This is a genomic window from Roseomonas sp. CAU 1739 (assembly GCF_039839775.1).
Taxonomy (GTDB): Bacteria; Pseudomonadota; Alphaproteobacteria; order Acetobacterales; family Acetobacteraceae; genus Neoroseomonas.
Map to the genome: position 1 here is coordinate 362,990 of NZ_JBDOQQ010000001.1, position 20,614 is coordinate 383,603.

15 protein-coding genes are annotated in these 20,614 nt (G+C 71.4%); 8 read left to right on the top strand and 7 right to left on the bottom strand.

Features of this window, described 5'->3' with window-relative positions; all coding sequences use genetic code 11:
- Positions 1–4: 4 nt before the first annotated feature.
- On the bottom strand, positions 5–1,216 hold the full coding sequence (locus AAFN86_RS01705; RefSeq protein ID WP_347541471.1) for an efflux RND transporter periplasmic adaptor subunit: 1,212 nt from the start codon (positions 1,214–1,216) through the stop codon (positions 5–7).
- A 308-nt stretch (positions 1,217–1,524) separates the two neighbouring features.
- Here AAFN86_RS01705 and AAFN86_RS01710 point away from each other — a divergent pair, with 308 nt between their 5' ends.
- The 5 genes from AAFN86_RS01710 (at position 1,525) to AAFN86_RS01730 (ending at position 12,082) form a co-directional block, all read left to right on the top strand.
- Complete coding sequence (locus tag AAFN86_RS01710; RefSeq protein WP_347541472.1) at positions 1,525–2,565, top strand: glycosyl hydrolase family 8; 1,041 nt, start codon at positions 1,525–1,527, stop codon at positions 2,563–2,565.
- Positions 2,566–2,656: 91 nt separating this feature from the next.
- Entirely contained in the window at positions 2,657–3,028 is a 372-nt protein-coding gene (locus AAFN86_RS01715; RefSeq protein WP_347541473.1) for a hypothetical protein, read from the top strand.
- Positions 3,029–3,033: 5 nt separating this feature from the next.
- Positions 3,034–3,864: a cellulose biosynthesis protein BcsQ gene (bcsQ, locus tag AAFN86_RS01720; RefSeq protein ID WP_347541474.1), complete on the top strand. Its 831-nt coding sequence runs from the start codon at positions 3,034–3,036 to the stop codon at positions 3,862–3,864.
- On the top strand, positions 3,861–8,390 hold the full coding sequence (gene bcsA / locus AAFN86_RS01725) for a UDP-forming cellulose synthase catalytic subunit (RefSeq protein WP_347541475.1): 4,530 nt from the start codon (positions 3,861–3,863) through the stop codon (positions 8,388–8,390). Before bcsQ ends, bcsA begins: the two co-directional genes overlap by 4 nt.
- Positions 8,387–12,082 carry a cellulose synthase subunit BcsC-related outer membrane protein gene (locus AAFN86_RS01730; RefSeq protein ID WP_347541476.1) on the top strand — a complete coding sequence of 1,232 codons (3,696 nt, stop codon included), beginning with the start codon at positions 8,387–8,389 and terminating at the stop codon, positions 12,080–12,082. The genes bcsA and AAFN86_RS01730 overlap by 4 nt, the downstream gene beginning before the upstream one ends.
- 144 nt (positions 12,083–12,226) lie before the next feature.
- Here the strand turns inward: AAFN86_RS01730 and AAFN86_RS01735 are convergent, their stop codons facing one another.
- Positions 12,227–12,994 carry a DUF3750 domain-containing protein gene (locus AAFN86_RS01735; RefSeq protein WP_347541477.1) on the bottom strand — a complete coding sequence of 256 codons (768 nt, stop codon included), beginning with the start codon at positions 12,992–12,994 and terminating at the stop codon, positions 12,227–12,229.
- Between the two features lie 125 nt (positions 12,995–13,119).
- Between AAFN86_RS01735 and AAFN86_RS01740 the strand changes: the two genes are divergently transcribed.
- Entirely contained in the window at positions 13,120–14,802 is a 1,683-nt protein-coding gene (locus AAFN86_RS01740; RefSeq protein WP_347541478.1) for an amidohydrolase family protein, read from the top strand.
- Here the strand turns inward: AAFN86_RS01740 and AAFN86_RS01745 are convergent.
- From AAFN86_RS01745 to AAFN86_RS01755, 3 genes are all read right to left on the bottom strand, one after another.
- Positions 14,786–15,409 carry a hypothetical protein gene (locus AAFN86_RS01745; RefSeq protein ID WP_347541479.1) on the bottom strand — a complete coding sequence of 208 codons (624 nt, stop codon included), beginning with the start codon at positions 15,407–15,409 and terminating at the stop codon, positions 14,786–14,788. The two genes, AAFN86_RS01740 and AAFN86_RS01745, sit on opposite strands and share 17 nt — an antisense overlap.
- A 49-nt stretch (positions 15,410–15,458) precedes the next feature.
- A complete protein-coding gene (locus AAFN86_RS01750; RefSeq protein ID WP_347541480.1) occupies positions 15,459–16,538 on the bottom strand; it encodes an LLM class flavin-dependent oxidoreductase in 1,080 nt (359 codons plus the stop codon).
- A gap of 97 nt (positions 16,539–16,635) precedes the next feature.
- Positions 16,636–17,199, bottom strand: coding sequence for a YgjV family protein (locus tag AAFN86_RS01755; protein WP_347541481.1), 564 nt, complete (start codon positions 17,197–17,199; stop codon positions 16,636–16,638).
- 328 nt (positions 17,200–17,527) lie between these two features.
- On the opposite strand from AAFN86_RS01755, the gene AAFN86_RS01760 reads away from it, so the two are divergent.
- Positions 17,528–17,731 carry a hypothetical protein gene (locus tag AAFN86_RS01760; protein ID WP_347541482.1) on the top strand — a complete coding sequence of 68 codons (204 nt, stop codon included), beginning with the start codon at positions 17,528–17,530 and terminating at the stop codon, positions 17,729–17,731.
- Positions 17,732–17,956: 225 nt separating this feature from the next.
- Positions 17,957–18,736, top strand: a complete 780-nt coding sequence (locus AAFN86_RS01765) for an SDR family oxidoreductase (protein WP_347541483.1) — start codon at positions 17,957–17,959, stop codon at positions 18,734–18,736.
- A 5-nt stretch (positions 18,737–18,741) separates the two neighbouring features.
- Here the strand turns inward: AAFN86_RS01765 and mce are convergent, their stop codons facing one another.
- Together mce and AAFN86_RS01775 are read right to left on the bottom strand one after the other, a co-directional pair.
- On the bottom strand, positions 18,742–19,152 hold the full coding sequence (gene mce / locus AAFN86_RS01770) for a methylmalonyl-CoA epimerase (protein ID WP_347541484.1): 411 nt from the start codon (positions 19,150–19,152) through the stop codon (positions 18,742–18,744).
- A gap of 19 nt (positions 19,153–19,171) precedes the next feature.
- The gene (locus tag AAFN86_RS01775; RefSeq protein WP_347541485.1) at positions 19,172–20,527 is read right to left on the bottom strand and encodes an MmgE/PrpD family protein; all 1,356 of its coding nucleotides are present in this window, start codon (positions 20,525–20,527) and stop codon (positions 19,172–19,174) included.
- Between the last annotated feature and the right edge of the window lie 87 nt (positions 20,528–20,614).

Below are 20,614 nucleotides of genomic sequence, written 5' to 3' on the forward strand. Positions count from 1 at the left end.
TGCCTCAATTCGCCGCCGCGACCTGGCCGGGGCGCGGTGGCGCCTCGGAGGCTGCCACCTTTGCGCCCGGCCGGATGCGCAGCACGCCTTCCATCACGACGCGGTCGCCGGCGGCGAGGCCATCCGTCACCAGCCAATTCGTGCCGATGGCGCGGCTGGTCTTGAGGATGCGCTGTTCCACCACGTCCTGGGCATTCACCACATAGGCCATGGGCTCGCCGCGCGGCGTGCGCTGCACGGCCTGTTGCGGCACCAGCAGGGCCTGGTCGATGGTGCCTTCCTCGACGCGGGCCCGAACGAACATGCCGGGCATCAGCAGCCCGTCGGGGTTCGGGAAGACGGCGCGCAGCGTGACCGATCCGGTGCCCTGGTCCACGATGACCTCAGAGAACTGGATCACCCCGCGCTGTGGGTATTCGGTGCCGTCCTCGAGGATCAGCACCGCCGAGGTGCGGTCGGCCGCGTCGCGGCGCAGCACGCCCTCGGCAATGTCGCGGCGCTGGCGCAGCAGGGCGGCACTCGGCTGCGTCATGTCGACATAGATCGGGTCGAGCTGGGTGACGGTGACGAGGGCGCTCGCCTGGCTCGCCGTAACCAGCGCGCCGACGGTGACCGAGGACCGCCCGGTGCGCCCGGCGATCGGCGAATTCACCACCGTGTAGCCGAGGTTGATCCGCGCCGTGTCCACCGCCGCCTGGGCAGAGGCGACATCCGCCTGCGCCTGGCGCAGCGCGGCCTCCGCGAGGTCGAAATCCTGCTGGCTGACGGCGCGTGCGCGCACCAGCGGGCGATAACGGGTGACGGTGAGCTCGGCCGATTGGGCGGTGGCTTCGGCGCGCGCATGGGCGGCCTCGGCCGTCTCCAGCGCGGCCTGGAACGGGGCGGGGTCGATGCGGAACAGGGGCTGGCCGGCGGTGACGGCCTCGCCTTCATTGAACAGGCGTTCGCGCAGCACGCCACCGACCTGGGGGCGGACCTCGGCGACCCGGTAGGCGGCGGTGCGGCCGGGCAGCACGGTCGTCACGGCCGCAGGCTGGTGGCGCAGCGTGACCACGGTGACCTGGGGCGGTGGCGGCGCGGCGGGTGCGGCATTGGCCGCCCCGGTCGGCTTGCCGTCACACGCCGCGATGGCGAGCAGGGCGACGATCGCGGCCGCACCGCGCAGGCCGGCGCGGCGGCGGAATAGCGGGGAGCGCGGCGAGACGATGGCGTGCATGAGGGGCCCCAAAAGGAAACTGGGAAGTTTTCAAATTCGAAACTGGCCAGTTTCATGACTTGGGTCAAGTGACATGTTGCAACGCAACATTCCGGATCCTGGCCCGCAATCATTCGGAGCCGGCGTTGGACGACCGGCCTGAACCGTGACGCGCCCGGCCCCGGCCGCTGGTCACGATGTAGTGACATTCCCGACGGATACTGCCGAGGCGCTACCCAGAATCGTGCGCGTGCTCAACCTTGGCGTGAGTGACGGCGGAGTCCGACAGCATGCGACTGAGCGGGCAGCAGCGCGGCCCATCGAATGGAATGCCACGCCGTAGCGCGCTTGCGGCGCTGCCCGGGCTTGTCGCCGCCGCGACTGCCGGGGCCGCCGCCGCCGATGAATGGCGGCTGTTCCGCGACCGCTTCCTGACCCCGGAAGGGCGCCTGCTGGACACCGGCAATGGAGGCGTGTCCCACAGCGAGGGCCAGGGCTGGGGGCTGATGTTCGCCGCCGCCTTCGACGACCGTCCGGCCTTCGACCGCATCCTGGCCTGGACGCAGCGCGTGCTGAAGCGGCGCACCGACCATCTGCATGCCTGGCGGTATCGCCCTGGCGCAGTGCCGGCGGTGGCGGACCCGAACAACGCGACGGATGGCGACCTGTATATCGCCTTCGGGCTGCTGATGGCGCAGGCGCGCTGGCGGCATGCGCCGTATCGAACGCTGGCCGTCGCGATCGGGCGCGATCTGTTGCGCCTGACCCTGCGCGAGACGGCAGGCGGCCCGACGCTCCTGCCCGGGGCAGGCGGATTCGAATCCGCCGACGGCATGGTGCTCAACCCGTCCTACCTCGTGCTGCCGGCCTTCGCGGCGCTGGCCGAGGCCATGCCCGGCGATCGCTGGCCCGCGATCGCGCAGGAAAGCCTGGCGCTGCTGCAGCGCGCGCGGTTCGGCGCCTGGGGGCTGAGCCCCGACTGGGTGCTGCTGCCTCGGTCGGCCGGCGCGCCGCTCAGGATGCCGCCGGCCTGGCCACCGCGGTTTTCCTTCGACGCCGTGCGCGTGCCGCTGTCCCTCGCCTGGGCGGGCGCGGTGTCGCACCCGGCGCTGCTCGGCGCGCTCGCCTTCTGGTCGGATCCGCGCTGGACGGCGCCGCCGGCCTGGGTCGATCTCGTCACCGGCAACACCGCGGATTTCGCGGCGTCACCCGGCATGCGGGCGATCGCTGCCTTCGCGCAGGCGCGCATCGCCGGGCCGGGCGCCACGGCGACGTTACCGTCCGTCAACGCATCCGGTGACTACTATTCGGCGTCGTTGACGATTCTGGCGCGGGTTGCCTGCGGCGCGACGGGGGTGGAGGTCGCATGACGCCAGGCCTGCCGCGCAACGGACGGGATCGGTGCCGGACTGCCGCGCGGCCCGTATCGACGCCTGGGGTAGCCTTGAAGAAAGGGACGTGATGGAGCGTGACCCGGATATTGCCGCGCTTGCGGCACGGCTCGGCCTGCGGCGACTGACATACAGGTCCTTCGCGCGGCCCGTCATTGCAACGCCTGCCGTCGCCCGCCCGGCCGTTCCGGCGCCGCCGCCCGAATTCGTGGCCGCCGCGCCGCCCGCTTCGCCCACCCCCGAGGTGCCGGCCGCGGCCTTCGTCACGGCGCCCGTGCCTGCCCGGCCGGTGCCGCAGGCCGCGCCGGCGCCGTACTTCCCGCTGCTTGCGCAGGCCCTGGCGCAGGGCGGCGCATCGGTGTCGTCGGCCCCGGCTTCCGCGCAGCCATTCCTGAACCTCCGCCGCGCCATTGCCGGCCCCGCGGACCCCGCGGAGCACTGACTGGAATGCCGCTGATCTGCCTCACCTCGCCCAAGGGTGGCGTCGGCAAGACTTCGCTCGCCGCGGGTCTGGCCCATGCCCTGCAGCGCGCCGGCCGCCAGGTGCTGGCGATCGACTGCGACCCGCAGAACGCGCTGCGCCTGCATCTGGGCCTGCCGATCACCGATGGCGCCGGCTTCGTCACCCGCCTGCAGGACCGGCCGGATTGGCGCGGCTGCATGCGCACCACACCCGCCGGGATCGCCCTGCTGCCCCATGGCGAGACGGATATGCGCGGCGCGCTGGCCATCGCCGCGCTGATCGACCGCGATCCGGAGGCGCTGGCCGGGCCGCTGCGCGCCATGCTGGCGGACCCGTCGCTGCTGGTGCTCGCCGATACGCCGCCGGGGGCCTCCGCCGCGCTGTCCGTGCTGGCGCCACAGGCCGCGCTGGTGCTCGCGGTGCTGCTCGCCGATGCCGCCAGCACCGCGCTGATCCCGGATATCGAGAGCGGGCGGTTCCTTGGCGGCGGCACGCTCGGCGCATTGAACGGCCCGAAGCTGCGGGTGGTGCTGAACCAGGTGGATCGCCATTCGCGCCTGTCGGTCGCGGCGGCCGAAGGGGTCGCGGCGCATCTCGGCGCGCGGCTGGTCGGGGCGGTGTGCCGCGACGATGCGGTGGCGGAGGCGCTGGCCTGCCAGCGGCCGGTCGGCCTGCACGCGCCGTCGAGCGTGGCGGCGCGCGACATCGCCGACCTGGCCGCGAGCGTGTTGCGTGAATTGCCGCCACCGGTGGCTGCGCCGCCACCACCGCCCCAGGCGGTCACCTCGCCGCTGTTTCCCTGGGTGCGCTCGTGAGGGGGGCGTCGGTCCTGCTGCATGGGGGCGCGGCGCTGGCGGGGCTGGTGCTGGCGCTGGTCGTCATCGTCACGCCGCTCGACGCCGGCGACCAGACGCTGCTCGCCCTGGGCGGCATCGTCACCTTCCTGGTGCTGAACCGCTTTTCCGGGCGCCGCGTGACGGTGGTGCTGGCGATGCTGTCCTGCGTGGTCTCGCTGCGCTACCTGCATTGGCGCGTCGCCGACACGCTGGAACCGGAAACCTTCTGGCAGGGCTTCTTCATGATCGGCCTGGTGCTGGCCGAGGCCTATGCGGTGCTGTCGCTGCTGCTGGGGTATTTCCAGACGCTGTGGCCGCTCGACCGCCGTCCGGCGCCCATGCCGCCCGACCCTGCCACGTGGCCGACCGTCGACGTCTTCATCCCGACCTACAACGAGGACCTGGAGATCGTGCGGGCGACCGTGCTGGCCGCGCTGGCGATGGACTGGCCGCCGGAGAAGATGCGCGTCTGGATCCTCGATGACGGCAGGCGCGCGGCCTTCCGCGACTTCGCCGAGGAATGCGGCGCCGGCTACATGATCCGGCCGGACAACAAGGGGGCGAAGGCCGGTAACCTGAACCACGCGCTGGCGCATACCGATGGCGAATACGTCGCCATTTTTGATTGCGACCACGTGCCCACCCGCGCCTTCCTGCAGATGACGCTGGGCTGGATGCTGCGCGACAAGAAGCTCGGCATGCTGCAGACGCCGCACCATTTCTATTCGCTCGATCCGTTCGAGCGGAACCTGTCGAACGGGCGCGACGTGCCGAATGAAGGGCTGATGTTCTACGGCCTGGTGCAGCCGGGCAATGATTTGTGGAACGCCACCTTCTTCTGCGGGTCCTGCGCGGTGCTGCGCCGGGAAGCGATCCTGGAAGCCGGCGGCGTGCCGACCGAGACGGTGACCGAGGATTGCCATGCCTCGTTGAAGATGCAGCGGCTGGGCTGGAACACCGCCTATCTGCGCGTGCCGCTGGCGGCCGGCCTCGCGACCGAACGGCTGATGATCCATATCGGCCAGCGCATGCGCTGGGCGCGCGGCATGCTGCAGATCATGCGGGTGGACAATCCGCTGTTCGGACCGGGCCTTAGCCTGCCGCAGCGGCTTTGCTACTTCAGCGCGATGTTCCACTTCCTGTTCGCGTTGCCGCGCGTGGTGTTCCTGTCGGCACCGCTCGCCTTCCTGCTGCTCGGGCACAGCGTCATCGCGGCCTCGCCGCTCGCCATCGTCGCCTATGCCGGGCCGCACATCTTCCACGCCGTCGCCACGGGCAGCCGTGTCGCCGGCAGCGTCCGCCATTCCTTCTGGAGTGAAATCTACGAGACCGTGCTCGCCCTTTGGCTGCTGCCGGTGACGCTTGCGACGCTGCTCGACCCCAAGAAGGGAAAGTTCAACGTGACGGAGAAGGGCGGCCTGCTGCCGGAAGGATATTTCGACTGGCGTGCCGTATGGCCGAGCGCCGTGCTGGCGGCGCTGCTGATCGCCGGTGTCGCGGCCGGCGTGCATGGCGTCGCCACCAATCCCTGGGGCAGCCTGGAGGGCCAGGCGTTCCTGCTGAACGGCATCTGGGCGACGCTGTGCCTGGTGCCCACCCTGGCCTCGGTCGCGGTGGGGCGCGAACGGCGGCAGTTGCGCATGCGCGCCCGCGTCGATGTCGCGCTGCCGGCGATCCTGACGCTGCCGGATGGGCAGCGGGTCGATGCGCGCACGCAGGACCTGTCGCTGGGCGGTGCGGGGCTGGTGCTGGCCGACCGCATCGCATTGCCGCCCGATACCCCGGTGCTGCTGGAATTGCCGATGGGGCCGGAGACCCTCGCCATCCCGGCGACGCTGCTGCGCATCGAGGGTGGCGAGGCGCAGCTGCTGTTCAGCCCGGCCACGGTCGAGGATGAAGCGACGATCGTGCGGGCCGTGTTCGGCCGCGCGGACGCCTGGCTCGGCTGGGACCATCATCGCCGCGACCGCCCGCTGCGCTCGCTGGTGGAAGTGGTGGCGACGATGGGCGCGGTCTTCACCGGGCGTTCGCAGCTGTCCTTCGCCTGGTGGCGCGCCCGACGCCAGCGGCGGGAGGCACTGCGTCGCCCGGTCGATCCGGTAGCGGCGGAACGGCGCACCGAAGTGCTGGCCCCGCGTGGGCGGATGCCGACCGGCGGTGGTCTCGCACTCCTCGCCATGGTCTGCGTCGCGGCCCCCGCCATGGCGCAACGGCCGGCACCGCGACCCGCCGCACCGCCATCCGCAGCGGCGGTCCCGCAGCCCGATCCGGCGCCATCCATCACCCTGCCGCCGCCGGCGGTGCTCGGGCTTGATCCCGCCGCGTCCATCCCACCTCCGGCGGCGGCACCCATACCGACGCCCGCCAGCCAATCGCGACGGATCGTGCGCACGCTGCGACAGCTTGGCCTCGGCGGGCCGATGCGGCTGCGCGGTGTATCACCCTTGCAGGGCGTGCAGTTCGGCATCCGCAGCGATGAGGTGGTGACCGAGGCGCGCCTCGTCTTCTCCGGCGCAATATCACCGGCGCTGGTGCCCGAGCTCAGCCAGCTCACCGTCACGCTGAACGACCAGCTGCTCGGCGTGGTGCAGCCGGACCCGGCGCGGCCCAGCTTCGGGCCGCTGGAATATCCGATCAGCCCGGCCTTCTTCACCGAGATGAACCGGCTGAATTTCGCTTTCAGCGGCCGCTACCGGGCCGAATGCAACGATCCGCTGTCGGACCTGCTGTGGATGACGGTGGCTGACACCTCCACCCTGCAGATGACGGTGGAGCACCTGCCGCTGCCGCCCGACCTTGCGCGCCTGCCGGAGCCCTTCTTCGATCCGCGCGAACTGCGCGAGGCACTGGTGCTGCCCTTTGTGCTGCCCGACGCCGCGGGCAACGAGGTGTTGCGCGGCGCAGCCGTAGCCGCATCCTGGTTCGCGTTGCAGGCGGAGTATCGCGGTGCACGCTTTCCGGTTTCTGCCGCGCTGCCCAGCAGTGGCAATGCCGTGGTCGTCGCGACGCCGCAGGATGCGCCAGAGGGGTTGTCGCTGCCGACCATCAGCGGCCCGACCGTCGCGATCATCGCCAACCCACGCGATCCGGATGGAATGATCCTGCTGCTCGCCGGTCGCAATCCGGCCGAGGCCGCGACCGCGGCGATGGCGCTGTCCGTCGCGCCGCAGCTGCTGTCTGGCACCAGTGCCACCGTCGCCACGCCGCGGCCGCCGCAACGCCGGCCCTATGAGGCGCCACGCTGGCTGCCGACGGATCGCCCGGTCAGCCTCGGCGAACTGGTCGAACGCAATGACCTGCAGGTCACCGGCTATGCGCCGGGGCCAATCACCGTGCCGCTGCGGACTGCGCCGGATCTTGCCACCTGGCGCCAGCATGGTTTCCCGCTGGACCTGCGCTTCCGCGCGCCGCCGGGGCCGATCCTGGATGTGGAGGTATCACGGCTCGACATCTCGGTGAGCGGCAGCTTCCTGCGCGCCGTACCGCTGCGCGACCAGGAAAGCTGGCCGTGGACCTGGCTGCTGCGGCAGGTGGGTGTTGAACAGCTGCCGCGGCAGACCTCGACGCAGGTACCGCCCTGGCTGGTGTCCGGCCGCAATGAATTGCAGCTGCGTTTCGACATGCGGCCGATGCATCGCGGCGATTGCGTCGCCGTGCCGGCCGATGTGCAGGCGATGGTCGAGCCGGGCAGCACCATCGACCTGTCGCGCGCGCATCGCTTCGCCATGCTACCGAACCTTGCCTTCTTCGCCAGCGCGGGCTTTCCCTTCACCCGCCTCGCCGATCTGTCGGAGACGGCGGTGGTGATGCCGGACCGGCCTTCGCCGGTCGAGGTCAGCGCCTTCCTCGGCGTCGTCGGCGGGCTGTCGAACATGGTGGGCGTGCCGGCGACCGGGCTGGCCGTGGTGCGGCCGGGCCAAGTGCAACAGGTGGCAGATCGCGACCTGATCGTCATCGGCACGCTGCAGCGCCAGCCCGCCCTGGGCACGCTGCTGCGCGAGGCACCGCTGCGCATCGATGAGTCCGGGCGGCTTGCAATGTCGCTGCCTGACCAGATGGAAGGCTTCGCGCGGCTGATCTGGGATGGTCCGCCGCCGGAGGAACGCATCCGCGCGGCCGCCCTGCTGTCCGCGCCGGCGGAAGGGTTGGGCTTCGTGGCCGCGGCGCAATCGCCGCTGCGTGCCGGTCGGTCCGTGGTGGCGATCGCCGCGCCGACGCCAGCCGCGCTGGAGGCGATGGCCGAGGCGCTGCGCGACCCCGCCCGCATCCCGCGGGTGCAAGGCGACCTGGCGCTGCTGACCGGCGATGGCATCGAATCATTCCGCACGGCATCGTCCTACGGTGTCGGCGCACTGCCCTTCTGGATGTGGCCGAATCATTATCTCGGCGCGCAGCCTTGGGCCTTGCTGCTGCTGATGGTGGGTGCCAGCCTGCTGATCGGCGTGCCGGTGCTGGTGGCGCTGCGCCGACGTGCAGTGCGGCGATTGCGGGGGCACGGCGCATGAACAGGCGTCATCGAGTGCGGGCAAATCTGCTCGGCGCGGTCGCCGCTGTGGCACTGGCCGGACCTGCGCTGTCGCAGACCAATGGCGCGCTGGCCGTGCTGTTGCAGCAGGCGCGGTTCTGGCAGGAACAGAACCGCCCCGACCTCGCGCTGCAATCCTTCGAGCGCGTGTTGGCAGCCGACCCCCGCAATGCGGATGCGCTGGCCGGTGCCGCGGCGGCGCAGGCCGCACAGGGCAACCGCCAGGCGGCCGAAGCGCTGCTGACCCGGCTGCGTGCCGTTGCCCCCGGGGCTGCTGCGACGGCGACGGCGCAGGAAGCCCTGCGCGGAGCCGCCGTGAACCGCGAGGCGATCGAGGAAGCCCGCCGCCTGTCGCGCGACGGCCGCGTGCCGGAGGCGCTGACGCGCTATCGCGATGCCTTCGGCGGCGGCGCCCCGCCTGACGCCTATGCCGCAGAGTACTGGCTGACCCTGGCCGGTACCGAAGGTGGGTGGGAGGAAGCGCGGCGGCAGCTTGCTGCACTCGCCGCCCGGCGGCCGCAGGATGGCCGCGCGCGTGTTGCCGCGGCGCAGGTGCTGACCTGGCGGGAGCCGACGCGCGCCCAGGGCATCGCCCAGCTGGCGGAGTTGGCGCGGGACCCGGCCACGTCGGCACAGGCAGTGCAGGCTTGGCGGCAGGCGCTGCTGTGGCTCGGCACCGGGCCGGCGGCAGAAGCGCCCTTGCAGGCCTTCCTCGCGGTGCGACCAGGGGATGCAGCAATCGAACGCCGGCTGGCAGAAGTGCGCGACCCGACGCGCCGCGCGGCGGAAGCTGGCGCGGCGACGCGCCAGGAAGGCTTCGACCAGTTGGAGGCGAACCGCCTGCGCGACGCCGCGCAGTCCTTCGAGGCGGCGCTTACGCGCAATCCCGAGGATGCGGATGCGCTGGGCGGCCTCGGACTGGTGCGGCTGCGCGAAGGCCGCTCGGCGGAAGCGCGCGGGCTGCTGGAACGCGCCATCGCCGCCGATCCGTCGCGCGCCGCGAATTGGCGCGCGGCGCTGGATGGCGCGTCCTACAGCGCCGAGCTTGCCGAGGGGCGCGCGCAATTGCGGCGCGGCGAACTGGATGCGGCCGAGGCAACGCTGCGCCGCGCCGTGGCGCGCAACGCCGCCGACCGCACTGATGCCGAGGCGCTGCTCGGCGACATCGCGCTGCGGCGCAACGATCCCGCGGCGGCCGAACAGCGCTTCCGCACCGCGCTCGCCCGCCGGCCGAATTTCCAGCCGGCGATGGAGGGGCTGGAACGCGCGCTGCGCCAACAAGGGCGCACGGCGGAGGCCGATGACCTCGCCCGTCGGCTGCGGGCCGCGGCGCCGGCCACGGCAAGCGCGGGCGGCGGCGCCGGCGCGCGCCTGCGGGCGGAAGCGGCGCGGGCCCCTGATTCGGCCACAGCCGTCGCGTTGCTGCGCGGCGCGCTGGGGGGGGCGCCGAATGACCCCTGGATCCGTCTCGACCTCGCGCGTGCGCTCGCACGCCAGGGGGAGGGGTCGGAGGCCCGCGCCATCATCGAGGCGCCGCTGTCCGAACCGCGCGCCGGGTCGGATGCGCTGTTCGCCGCGGCCCTGTTCGCCGAGGAGCAGGGGCGGCTCGGCGATGCTGCCGCGCTGATCGGGCGGGTGCCGCCGGGGCGGCGTTCACCGGACATGGCACGGCTGGCGCAGCGCACGCGCGTCGCCGCCGAGGTCGATGAGGCCGCCGCGATCGGCGGCTTTGAAGGGCGGCAGCGACTGCTCGCCATCGCCGCGCGGCAGGATGCTTCGGGTGCGGCGGCGGCGGCGGTGGTGCGCGCGTTCGGGCAATTGCGCGATACGCGTGGCGCCGAGGAAGCGGCGCGCGTCGCCCTGGCGGTGAACAGGTCGCCGTCGCCGACGGCACGGCTCGCCATCGGCGGCGCGCTGCTGGAGGCAGGGCTGGAGCAGCAGGCCACGGCGCTGGTGCGCGGCCTGGCCGCCGATCCCGCCCTGTCCGCCGAGAACCGCCGCCAGGCGGATGCGCTGTTGGCCGGCATCGCCGTGCGCGCCGCCGACCGTGCCAATGAATCGGGCGACCAGGCCGCCGGCTTCGACCGGCTGCGGCCGGTGCTGACGCGCACGCCGGATGACCCGGCGGCGAACCTCGCCCTCGCACGGCTGTACGAGGGCGCACGCCGGCCCGAGGATGCGCAGCGCATCGCCGAGGCGGTGCTGGCGCGTGACCCGCGCAACCTCAATGCGCGGGCCGGGGCGGTGGATGCGGCGATCGCCGCGCGCGACTGGCGGCAGGCGCAGGCGCTGGTCGATGAAGGCCGCGCGCTGGCGCCGAACGAGGCGCGCGTTTCGCTGATGCAGGCGCGGCTGTCGCGCGCGCAGGGCGATGGCCGAGGCGCGCTGCGCGCCGCGCAACTGGCCGAGGAACAGCGTCGGTCGCAGATCGGCGAAGTCGTGCCGATGGCCTTCATTCCCGGCGAGATGGTGGATTCGAACCCGTTCCGCAGCGCGGGCATGACCGTGGGCGCACCGCTCGCGCGCGACCCGCTCTCGGCCGACATCGCGCGGGAACTGGAAGCGGCGCGCGAGGCGACGGCGACGCGCTTCACCGCCTCGCCCTATGTCCGCGCACGGTCCGGCACGGCGGGGCTCGATCGGCTGAACGAGGTGGCGATGCCGATCGAGGCCTCGATCGGCGTGCCCGGCATCGGTGGTCGGCTGGCGGCGACGGTCACGCCGGTTTCGATCAGTTCCGGCACGCTGCCGGCCGATCTCAATTCGCTGCAATCCTTCGGCGCCAATCCGATCGCCTATCCGGGTGGGATGCTGGCGCCGCGTGGTGATACGGCGGGCGGCGTCGGGCTCAACCTCGCCTATCAGCGCGACTGGTTCCGCGCCGATGTCGGCACCACGCCGATCGGCTTCCGGTTCAACAATGTGGTCGGCGGGGTGGAAGTCTCGCCCGGCCTCGGCGGTGGCTGGCGGGTCCGCGTTGCCGGCGAGCGCCGCGCGGTGACCGACAGCCTGCTGTCCTGGGCCGGCCAGCGGGACAGCCTGACCGGCGAGACCTGGGGCGGGGTGGTGCGCACTGGCGGCCGCGCGCAGGTGGAATACGCGCAGGGCAATGGCAGCCTGTATGCCGGCGGCGGCTATGCGGTGTTCCAGGGCAGCGGCGTGGAGGACAATTCGCGCATCGAAGCCGGTGCCGGCGGGTCCTATGCCGTGATGCGCCGGCCGGATGAATCGGTCACGGTCGGGCTCGACCTGGTCTACTTCGCCTATGACAAGAACCTGCGCTTCTTCACCCTGGGCCAGGGCGGGTATTTCAGCCCGCAGAGCTACACGGCGCTGAACATCCCGGTCGATTGGCGTGCCCAGTCGGGGGATTGGTCCTGGCGGCTCGGCGGGTCGATCGGCTACGCCGTGTGGTCGGAGGACAGTTCGCCGGTCTTCCCGGGCAATTCGGGCCTGCAGGCGCAACTCGTCGCGCAGGGAGCACAGAACCCGCTGCTGATCACGGTCAATCCTTCGCAGAGCGAGAGTGGGGTGATCGGCAGCTTCCGCGGCGACCTGGAATATGCGCTGTCGCGTGACCTCGCCCTGGGGGCGATGCTGCGTTACGACCGGGCGGCCAATTGGAATGAGGGTCGGGCCGGCGTCTATGTGCGGTATCGGTTGGCGGATTGAAGCAGATCGCGTTCAGATGGAATCATCTGGACGCGTGAAGATGCTCTCAAAACATCAGGCTGGTGCATGTGGCGTGAGCGCATGCGACCGCAGCATGCTCCAGCACCGCCCAGCCACCATCAGACCTGATGGATCCGGTATCGATCAGTCGGCGCCATCGGCCACGCGCGCTTCCGCCACCGGCAGGCCGATGCGGCCGAGGCCTGGCAGTTTGAGCGCCGGCCGCAATACGTCGATCCCGGCGACCGCGCCGAGGATGTTCAGCTCGATCCCTTCGACTGTGCCGAGCGTCACGCCGGCATAGCCGCCGAGCGTCAGGCGGAATCCCAAACCCTGCGCCGTGGCGCGCAGCCAGCGTCCGTCATGGGGAAAGTCCCGGCCGATCGCCGTCGGCGGCAGCGCGATGCCGCGTTCGGGCACGGCTTCGAGCACCGCGGCGACGAAGGTGTTGGAATTGGGACCGGGCCAGGCGCGGTAGTCGCCGCGCCGCTGCCAGGCATAGGCGTCGATCGCGGCCTGCATGCGCGGGATCAGCGCGTCGGCTTCGGGGCCATCGGCCGCGAAGATCACCTCCGGGTCGCGGCCGAACCAGCGACCGTCGGGCACGAAGCCGTTCACGCGCAGGGGATCGCCCCAGGCCGTCACGTCGTAGCGGGTATAGGCGTCGCCGCCGGCGGGCTTGAGCACCACCCATGAATGCACCGCGACGATGCCGCGCCACCGCACCGTCGGGGCGGCGAAGACCCGCACCATGGCCTGCGGTGCCGACGCGGCCGGCGGCAGCAGGCCAGCCGAGGAACGGTCCGCGGCCCACCAATCGGTCCCGACGTCGCGGCTGACATGCCGGGCGGCGGACAGGCCGATGGGCAGCACGAAGACCAGGCCGAACAGGTTCAGCAGCAGGCGTGTCATTCCCATGGTCGCCTGACTATCCCGCGGCGATCGGCGATGCCACCGCTTTGCGTGGCACGCTGCCGTTGACCCGGCTGCCGGAGCGACTCACCCTGGCGGGGCATCACATCGGAAAGCCGCGCCGCATGGACGCCATCGCCGCTGACCTGATCCTGACGGGCGGCAAGGTCCTGACGGTCGATGACCGCTTCTCGGTCGCGCAGGCGGTCGCGGTGCGGGATGGCCGCATCCTCGCCGTCGGTCCTGACGCGGCGATCGAACGCCATCGCGGGCCGCGCACCGAGGAGATTGCGCTCGCCGGCCGCACCATGATGCCGGGCCTGATCGATGGGCACGCACATATGGATCGTGCGGGGTTGCGGCAGATCCTGCCCTCGCTGTCGGGATGCCGGTCCATCGCCGATGTGCAGGCGCGCATCAGTGACATCGGGCGGAGCATGCCGCCCGGCGCGTGGATCGTCACCATGCCGCTCGGCGAACCGCCCTTCTATCGCGACCCGGAACTGGGCCTTGCCGAAGGGCGCTGGCCGACGCGGCAGGAACTGGACGAGGCGGCACCGCACAACCCCGTCTACATCAAGCCGATCTGGGGCTATTGGCGGCACACCCTGCCGCTGGTGTCGGTGGCGAATTCGCGCGCGCTGGCGCTGGCCGGGATCGGCCGCGACACCGTGCCGCCGTCCGCCGGCATCGAGATCGACAAGGACGCCACCGGCAACCCCACGGGCATCTTCCGCGAACAGCATTTCATGCCGCTGGTCGAACTCTCGCTGCTGCGCATGGCCCCCGGCTTCACCGTGGCGGAACGCGCAGCGACGCTGCCTTCCGCGGCCGCTGCCTACCATGCCTTCGGCACCACCAGCGTCTATGAAGGCCATGGCGTCGCTGCCGAGGTGTTGCAGGCCTACCGCCAGGTGCATGAGGCGGGGCGGCTGACCATGCGTTCCAACCTCGTCTTCTCGCCCGATTGGCGCGGCGTCGAGGATGTGGACGCGGACCGGCTGGTCGAGGGCTGGGCGCATTGGCTGTCCGGGCGCGGCCTGGGCGACGACATGCTGCGGGTCGGCGGCCTGATCACCGAGATCGGGCGCAACCCGGACAATGCGATCCGCGCTGCCGCACCGACCACCGGCTGGGCCGGCTTCAACTACGACATGGGGCTGCCGCGCGATCGCGCGAAGGCGGTGCTGGTCGCCTGCGCGCGCCGTGGCATCCGCGTCACCGGCATCTGGCCCGACATGCTGGCGTTGTTCGCTGAGGTAGACCGCATCGCGCCGATAGGCGGCCTGCGCTGGGTGCTCGGCCACATCGCCGTGCTGACGCGCGACCAGGTCGGGCTGGTGCGCGACCTCGGGCTCGTGGTGACCACCCACACCAACCGCTACATCGCCAAGGAAGGCCATCTGCTGAAGGCGCGCCACGGCCTGCCGGATGAGGAGGCGATCGTCCCGCTGCGCGCCCTGCGCGATGCCGGGGTGCCGGTTTCGCTCGCCACCGACAACGTGCCGATCTCGCTATGGCATCCGGTGGCGCAGGCGGTCACGCGCATGAGCACCGCCGAGCGCCGCCCCATCGCCGAGGCACAGGCCCTGACCCGCGAGGAGGCACTGCGCGCCGTCACCAACCACGGCGCCTTGCTGACCATGGAGGAGGACCGCAAGGGCTCCATCGAACCGGGCAAGCTCGCCGATTTCGCGGTGCTGACCGCCGATCCAATGACCGTGCCGGATGCCGCGATCGCCGGCATCGAAGCGGCGATCACCATCGTCGGCGGCCGCGTCGTCCATCGCGTCAGCGAAGCCGCGTGACCTCGTCCAGATACAGGCGATAGGTCACGCCGCGCGGCCGCGTCGCATCCTCGGGCGTCCAGGCGCGGAAGCTCGACTGGCCCTGCAGGGCGGCATCCATCACCAGGGCACGGATGAAGGCGGTTCCGGGCAACAGGCCGCGCGCGGCGACGGGTTCCTCGCCGGTCTCGAACCAGGCCTCGCCGGGCTGGCGGCGTTCCACGCGCTCGCCGATCGTCAGCAGCAGGCGCCCATCGAGCAGGCGGCGGATGCCCTGGCCATGGTGGCCATGCCGCGGCGTTTCGACACCGGGCGTGAAGTTCACCCGGTCGAGCCGCAGGACGAAGGGCAGGGCCGGATCGCGCAGCAGCGGGCGGGCCAGCAGAAGGCGCATCCGCTCCTCGGGCGAGGGCTGCCAGCCATCGGGCCGCGCCGTCACCTCGAAGCGCCACAGCGTGCCGGTGCCGGTCACCACGACGCGATCCGCGCTGAATACTGCCTCATCGGCGGTGAGCCTCCGCTCGCCGATGACGGCTTCGCCGTCGCGCAGGTATAGCGCGCGCACCGCCGGCGGCAGGACCAGCGGCACCGCCGGGTCGAGCCTGTCCTCGAACAGCAACATCTGCATGGCGGGAGGGCCGGCGTCCAAGGGCGGGTCTGTTGGCATGGCCGGGCAGTCAGGCGAGGCTTGGCGCGAGGTCGCGCCGCACCGCCCGCAGCGTCTGCAGGCGCGGCATGACGTGGCGGGCGAAGCGACGCATCTCCGGCTCGAAGGGCTGGAACTGCGTCAGCAGCGTGTCGATGCCGGCGGCGTGGAACTGCGCGATGCGCTCGGCCACCTGGTCGTAGCTGCCGACCGTGCCGCCGGCGGTGCCGCCATTCGTGCCGACGGTCTCATACTTCGCCTGGGTCTTGCGCATGGCGACGGCCGGATCGGTGTTCGCCTTCACATAGGCCTTGATGTCGGTGTCCTGCTTCGCCAGGGCGAGCAGCCGCTGATAGGCCTGCTGTGCCTCGGCTTCCGTCTCCCGCGCGATGACGAAGGTGGACAGGCCGAAGCGCACCGGCGAGCCCTGCCGCGGCCGGGCTCGCACATCGGCGATGAGCGCCTGGACGCTCTCCAGCGGCTGGCCGTTGATGAACCAGACGTCGGCCTGGGCGGCGGCGAGGTCCCGCGCGGGTGGCGATTCACCGCCGATATAGATGGTCGGGCGCGGCCGCTTCTGCCCGGCGGGCTTCAGCACATAGTCCTTCACCTGGAAGTAGGTGCCGTGGTGGTCGACCGTCTCGCCGCGCATCAGCCGTTCGACCACCGAGAGCCATTCGGCGCCGAAGGCGTAGCGTTCGTCATGCTCGCGGAAGACCAGCCCGGCGTCCTCGATCTCCTTGCGGTTCCAGGCATTGACCAGGTTGATGGCGAAGCGCCCGCCGCTGATCTCCTCGATCTGCGTCGCCATCTTCGCCAGCACCACCGGGTGGTAGAGCATCGGCTTGATGGCCGCGATGATCTCGATCCGCTTGGTCTGCGCCGCGAGTGCCGCGGAGGATGTCCAGGCCTCGAGCTGGCCGAGATCCGGGTGATGCGGGTTCATCGTGTGCTGCGCCACCAGCACGCAGTCATAGCCGAGCGCTTCCGCCTCCAGCACCAGGTCGCGGTTGCGCCGCCAGGAGGCATCATAGGGTTCCTCCGGGTCGTGCAGCGCCGCGCGGTTGCCATGCACCAGGGCCCAGATGCCGATGCGCAGGGGATGGTCCATGGGGGCTCCTGTTCATGCCGCCGGTGGGCGGGCATGTCAGTTTTGCGGCACGGTCGGTTGCGGCGCCAGGGGGGCGCCCGCCAAGCGGCCGTGCCGTTCAGGCGGCCGCGTCGCGCAGGCGCGGCGCGGCGCTGGCGATCCGGCCCCGCCACAGGCCGACCAGCAGGGACGTCAGCGCCAGCGTGTCCGACGCCAGGCCGAACACCGAGCCCACCATCAGGTTGTGCGAGCACCAAAACGCCACTGAGGCGAGGAACCACAGCCGCAGCCGCTGGGTGTCCAATTGCAACCGCCCGATCGCCGACATCGCCTGGCCGCCCTGGGACAGCAGCGAGGGCAGGCCGGTCCATGTCAGGGCGGTGACCATCGCCGCGACCGCCATGGTGGTGGCGACCACGCCGATGCGCTGCCGCCGGTCGATCAGCACGACGAGCGCGACACCCTGCAAGGCGCCCATGATGCACATCGCCGCGGCGGTGCTGGCACCGAGCAGCACATAGTGCAGGCCGAACAGCAGCGATCCCGCGACCTGGACGGCGAGGATCGCCTTGCGCCGACGCAGCAGCGGCCAGGTGACGGAGGAGCCGAGTGCGACGAAGCCGGCGATGTTGGCGGGGTCGAGCAGGGTGGCAGCGGAAGGCAGGGTCGACAGGATGGACACGACAGGCTCCAGGCGCGGCGCGGCGGGACGTTCCCGTGCGCCGGGCGGGGGCATAGCGGCAAAGCGCGGCGGTGATGTGTCAGAGGCCATGCCATCGGTGCATGGCAGGGAGAACCGCCTGCCTTCAGGGACTCCGCGGTGCGAGGTGATGCGCCAACAACACATCCCCGGCGTTTTCAAGTTCTTTCACGTAATTCCTGCTTTCCAGCGTCGGGAACATTCCGTTAACGTTTGCGTGAATATTGCGCAGTTCGGCTGCGGGTGTTTCGGGGCTGCCTGGGATCGGGGGATTCAGCAGGCAGCGCCGTGGGGTTCAAGGGGATCAGAGATGAATCAGGTTTTGGAGGCCGGCATCGCGGGCAGTTTGCGCCCCTCGCCGCATGTCTCGATCGGCGCGCCGGAGGATCCGATCACCGCTGCGACGCGCGCCGTCGAGCATATTCTCGCTGCCGCCCATGAGGCCGGGCAGGAGGAGGCTGTGCGCCTGCTGCACGCCATCACCGCGCTGCTCTCGGCCGCGCCTCGGCAATAGGCGGCTTGGGTTCGACTGCGATCAGGCGGATCGCGCCACTTCGCTGTCTGGGCGGGCATCGTCGCGCACCTGGCTGATTGTGGCTGGGCGCGACCTGCTTCAGGTATCGTGCGGCTCGCCCGGTGCGGGACGGTGGCCCTTTGGTGCTGTGCGTCCCGGCGGCGTCATGCGAGCATCATGGGATGATGGCTGCCGCGACCATGCGCGCAGCGGGAAACAACGACCATGACCGCCAAGGTTGCCCTTGTCACAGGCGCGGGGCGGGGCATTGGCCTCGCCACCGCGCGGCGCTTCCTCGCCGAAGGCTGGCGCGTCGCGCTGCTCGACATCGACGACGCGCTGTTGGGCGGCGCCATGGCGCATATCGCGCAGCCGGAGGCGACGCTCGCCCTGCCTTGCGATGTGGCAGAGCCAGCGGCGATCCGCGCTGCAGTGCAGCGTGCAGCGGCGCATTTCGGGCGGCTCGACGCGCTGGTGAACAATGCCGGCATCGCCGTGTTCAAGCCGATCCTGGAGACGACGCCCGAGGAATGGTCCCGCGTGCTGGCGGTGAACCTGTCCGGGCCCTTCCTCGCCACCCAGGCGGCCGCACCCATCATGGCCGAGACCGGTGGCGGGGCGGTGGTGAACATCACCTCGATCTCGGGCCTGCGGGCTTCGACGCTGCGCGTCGCCTATGGCACCTCCAAGGCGGGGCTGGCGCATCTGACGAAGCAGCAGGCGGTCGAACTCGGCGCACTGGGTATCCGCGTCAACGCCGTCGCGCCCGGCCCGGTGGACACCGCCATGGCCAAGGCAGTGCACACGCCGGAGATACGCCGCGACTACCATGACACCATCCCGCTCAACCGCTATGGGCTGGAGGAGGAACTCGCCGAGGCGATCTTCTTCCTCTGCTCCGACCGCGCTTCCTACCTGACCGGCCAGGTGATCGCGGTGGATGGCGGGTTCGAGGCGACGGGGATCGGCCTGCCGACGCTGCGCGCCGAACGGCGGAACCTGTAGCCGGGTCAGTGGGCGGCCGTCATCTCGACCAGTTCGATCAGGATGCCGGCGGTGCTTGCCGGATCCAGGAAGGCGATGCGGTGACCGCCATGGCCGGCGCGCGGCACCTCGTCGCGCAGCTTCACGCCCTTGGCGCGCAGTTCGGCCAGCGATGCGTCGATGTCATCGACCTCGAGGCAGATATGGAACAGCCCTTCGCCACGGTCGCGGATCCATTCGGCGGTGCGGCCGGTTGCGTTCTGCGGTTCCAGCAATTCGAGCGCTGACTCGCCGATCGGCAGCATGGCCAGCCGCACGCCTGCAGCGGGCAGCGTTTCCTCATGGTCGCAGGCGATGCCGATGGTCGCGAGGGTGTCGCGCACCGCGTCGAGGTTCTTCACGGCGATGGCCACGTGTTCGATGCGCTTGTATTTCACGGTGCTTTCCTTTGCTGGTTCAGCCGGGCACGAGCAGCGCGACGAGGCCGCGCGCCGCGCCCCCGGTGGCGAGGCCGGCGATCGCCGCTTCGGCGGCGTCAATACGCGCGGGCGACAGGATGCGTGCGGCGCAGTCGCGGAACTTCGCTTCCTGTTCGGCCTCGCTCATCGGGTTGCCGGGGGATCCGCGACGGATGCTGCGCGTCTCCTGCAACACCTGGCCGTCGGTCAGCCGCACCCGCACCGTGGTCTGCGGCGGCGGCGCGCCTTCGGGTTCCGGCACGCCGCGCATGGCGATCCGCGGCATCAGCGCGCGCACGGCGTCTCGCGTCAGCGCCGCGCCCTCGAAATCGGCCGGGCCGACCGACCCCTGCGATGCCGCGACGGCCAGGCAGTATTCCATGCTGAACCGCGCCTCCATGCCGGTATGCGGGTCCGGATGCATCAGGTTGCGACTGAGCACGAGCGGCAGGTCGGTCTCGATCGACGCCACCTGGCCTGGGGTGAAGCGTGGCCGCAATGCCAGCAGCGCGTCCAGGGAGAGATGCGTCGCCGCGCAGGTCGGATAGGCCTTGAAGGCGAGGCCATCGGCTTCGATCGCGAACGGCGCATCCGGTCCCGGCGGGGCCATCGAACCCTCAGGCGCGGGGCGGCCGGCGAACATCTCGGCGAAGCGCCAGGGCCCTTCCAGCGCCTCGGCCGCGCCGCCGACGCCTTCCGCCGCGAGCGTCGCGGCCAGGATGCCGGCCTTGGCGGCCAGCCCCGCATGCACCGACTTCGCCATGGCACCCAGTTGCATCCGCGTCCCCGCCGCCATGCTGACGGCGAGGCTCAGCGCATCCTGCGTCGCGCGCGCATCAAGGCGCAGCAACCGCGCACAGGCCCCCGCCGCGCCGATCGCCCCGATGGTCGATGTCGCATGCCAGCCGAGGGCGTAGTGCTTCGGGTTCACCCCGCGCCCGACCGCCGCCAGCACTTCAAGACCCACCACCAGCGCATCGAGCAGGGCGGGACCGTCCGCGTCGATGTCCTCCCCCAGCGCCAGGATCGCCGGCACCAGTACCGCCGTCGCATGGCCGCTGAGTGGGCCGAAGGTGTCGTCATAGTCCAGCACATGCGCGGACGTGCCATTGACCAGCGCCGCCCAGGGGGAGGGCAGGGGCCGGCCATCGCCGATGATGTGCGCGCTGCCGCCGCCCCAGCGCAGCGCCGCGGCGGCGACCCGGCGTGGCGTCTCCTCCCCCGCGCCGGCCAGGATGCAGCCGATCGCATCGCGCATGCCGGCGATGGCAGGTGCGGCCGCGCGCGCCGTGCGGTCGCGCGGCACCGTCGCGATCCAGCATGCCAAGGCTTCGGTGGTGCGGCTGGCTGTCATGGCCGATCCCCTGTCGTTGCGCGAAGCGTCGCGCCGGCGGCGCATGGCGGCAAGCCCCGCCTTCACGCGCCGCCCGCTTGGTGCCAG

Coding starts and splice junctions, on each gene's coding strand:
- AAFN86_RS01715 (WP_347541473.1), top strand. CDS start 2,657: ATGGAGCGTGACCCGGATATTGCCGCGCTTGCGGCACGGCTCGGCCTG.
- AAFN86_RS01705 (WP_347541471.1), bottom strand. CDS start 1,216: ATGCACGCCATCGTCTCGCCGCGCTCCCCGCTATTCCGCCGCCGCGCC.
- AAFN86_RS01710 (WP_347541472.1), top strand. CDS start 1,525: ATGCCACGCCGTAGCGCGCTTGCGGCGCTGCCCGGGCTTGTCGCCGCC.
- AAFN86_RS01765 (WP_347541483.1), top strand. CDS start 17,957: ATGACCGCCAAGGTTGCCCTTGTCACAGGCGCGGGGCGGGGCATTGGC.
- AAFN86_RS01760 (WP_347541482.1), top strand. CDS start 17,528: ATGAATCAGGTTTTGGAGGCCGGCATCGCGGGCAGTTTGCGCCCCTCG.
- AAFN86_RS01745 (WP_347541479.1), bottom strand. CDS start 15,409: ATGCAGATGTTGCTGTTCGAGGACAGGCTCGACCCGGCGGTGCCGCTG.
- bcsQ (WP_347541474.1), top strand. CDS start 3,034: ATGCCGCTGATCTGCCTCACCTCGCCCAAGGGTGGCGTCGGCAAGACT.
- AAFN86_RS01750 (WP_347541480.1), bottom strand. CDS start 16,538: ATGGACCATCCCCTGCGCATCGGCATCTGGGCCCTGGTGCATGGCAAC.
- AAFN86_RS01740 (WP_347541478.1), top strand. CDS start 13,120: ATGGACGCCATCGCCGCTGACCTGATCCTGACGGGCGGCAAGGTCCTG.
- AAFN86_RS01775 (WP_347541485.1), bottom strand. CDS start 20,527: ATGACAGCCAGCCGCACCACCGAAGCCTTGGCATGCTGGATCGCGACG.
- AAFN86_RS01730 (WP_347541476.1), top strand. CDS start 8,387: ATGAACAGGCGTCATCGAGTGCGGGCAAATCTGCTCGGCGCGGTCGCC.
- AAFN86_RS01735 (WP_347541477.1), bottom strand. CDS start 12,994: ATGACACGCCTGCTGCTGAACCTGTTCGGCCTGGTCTTCGTGCTGCCC.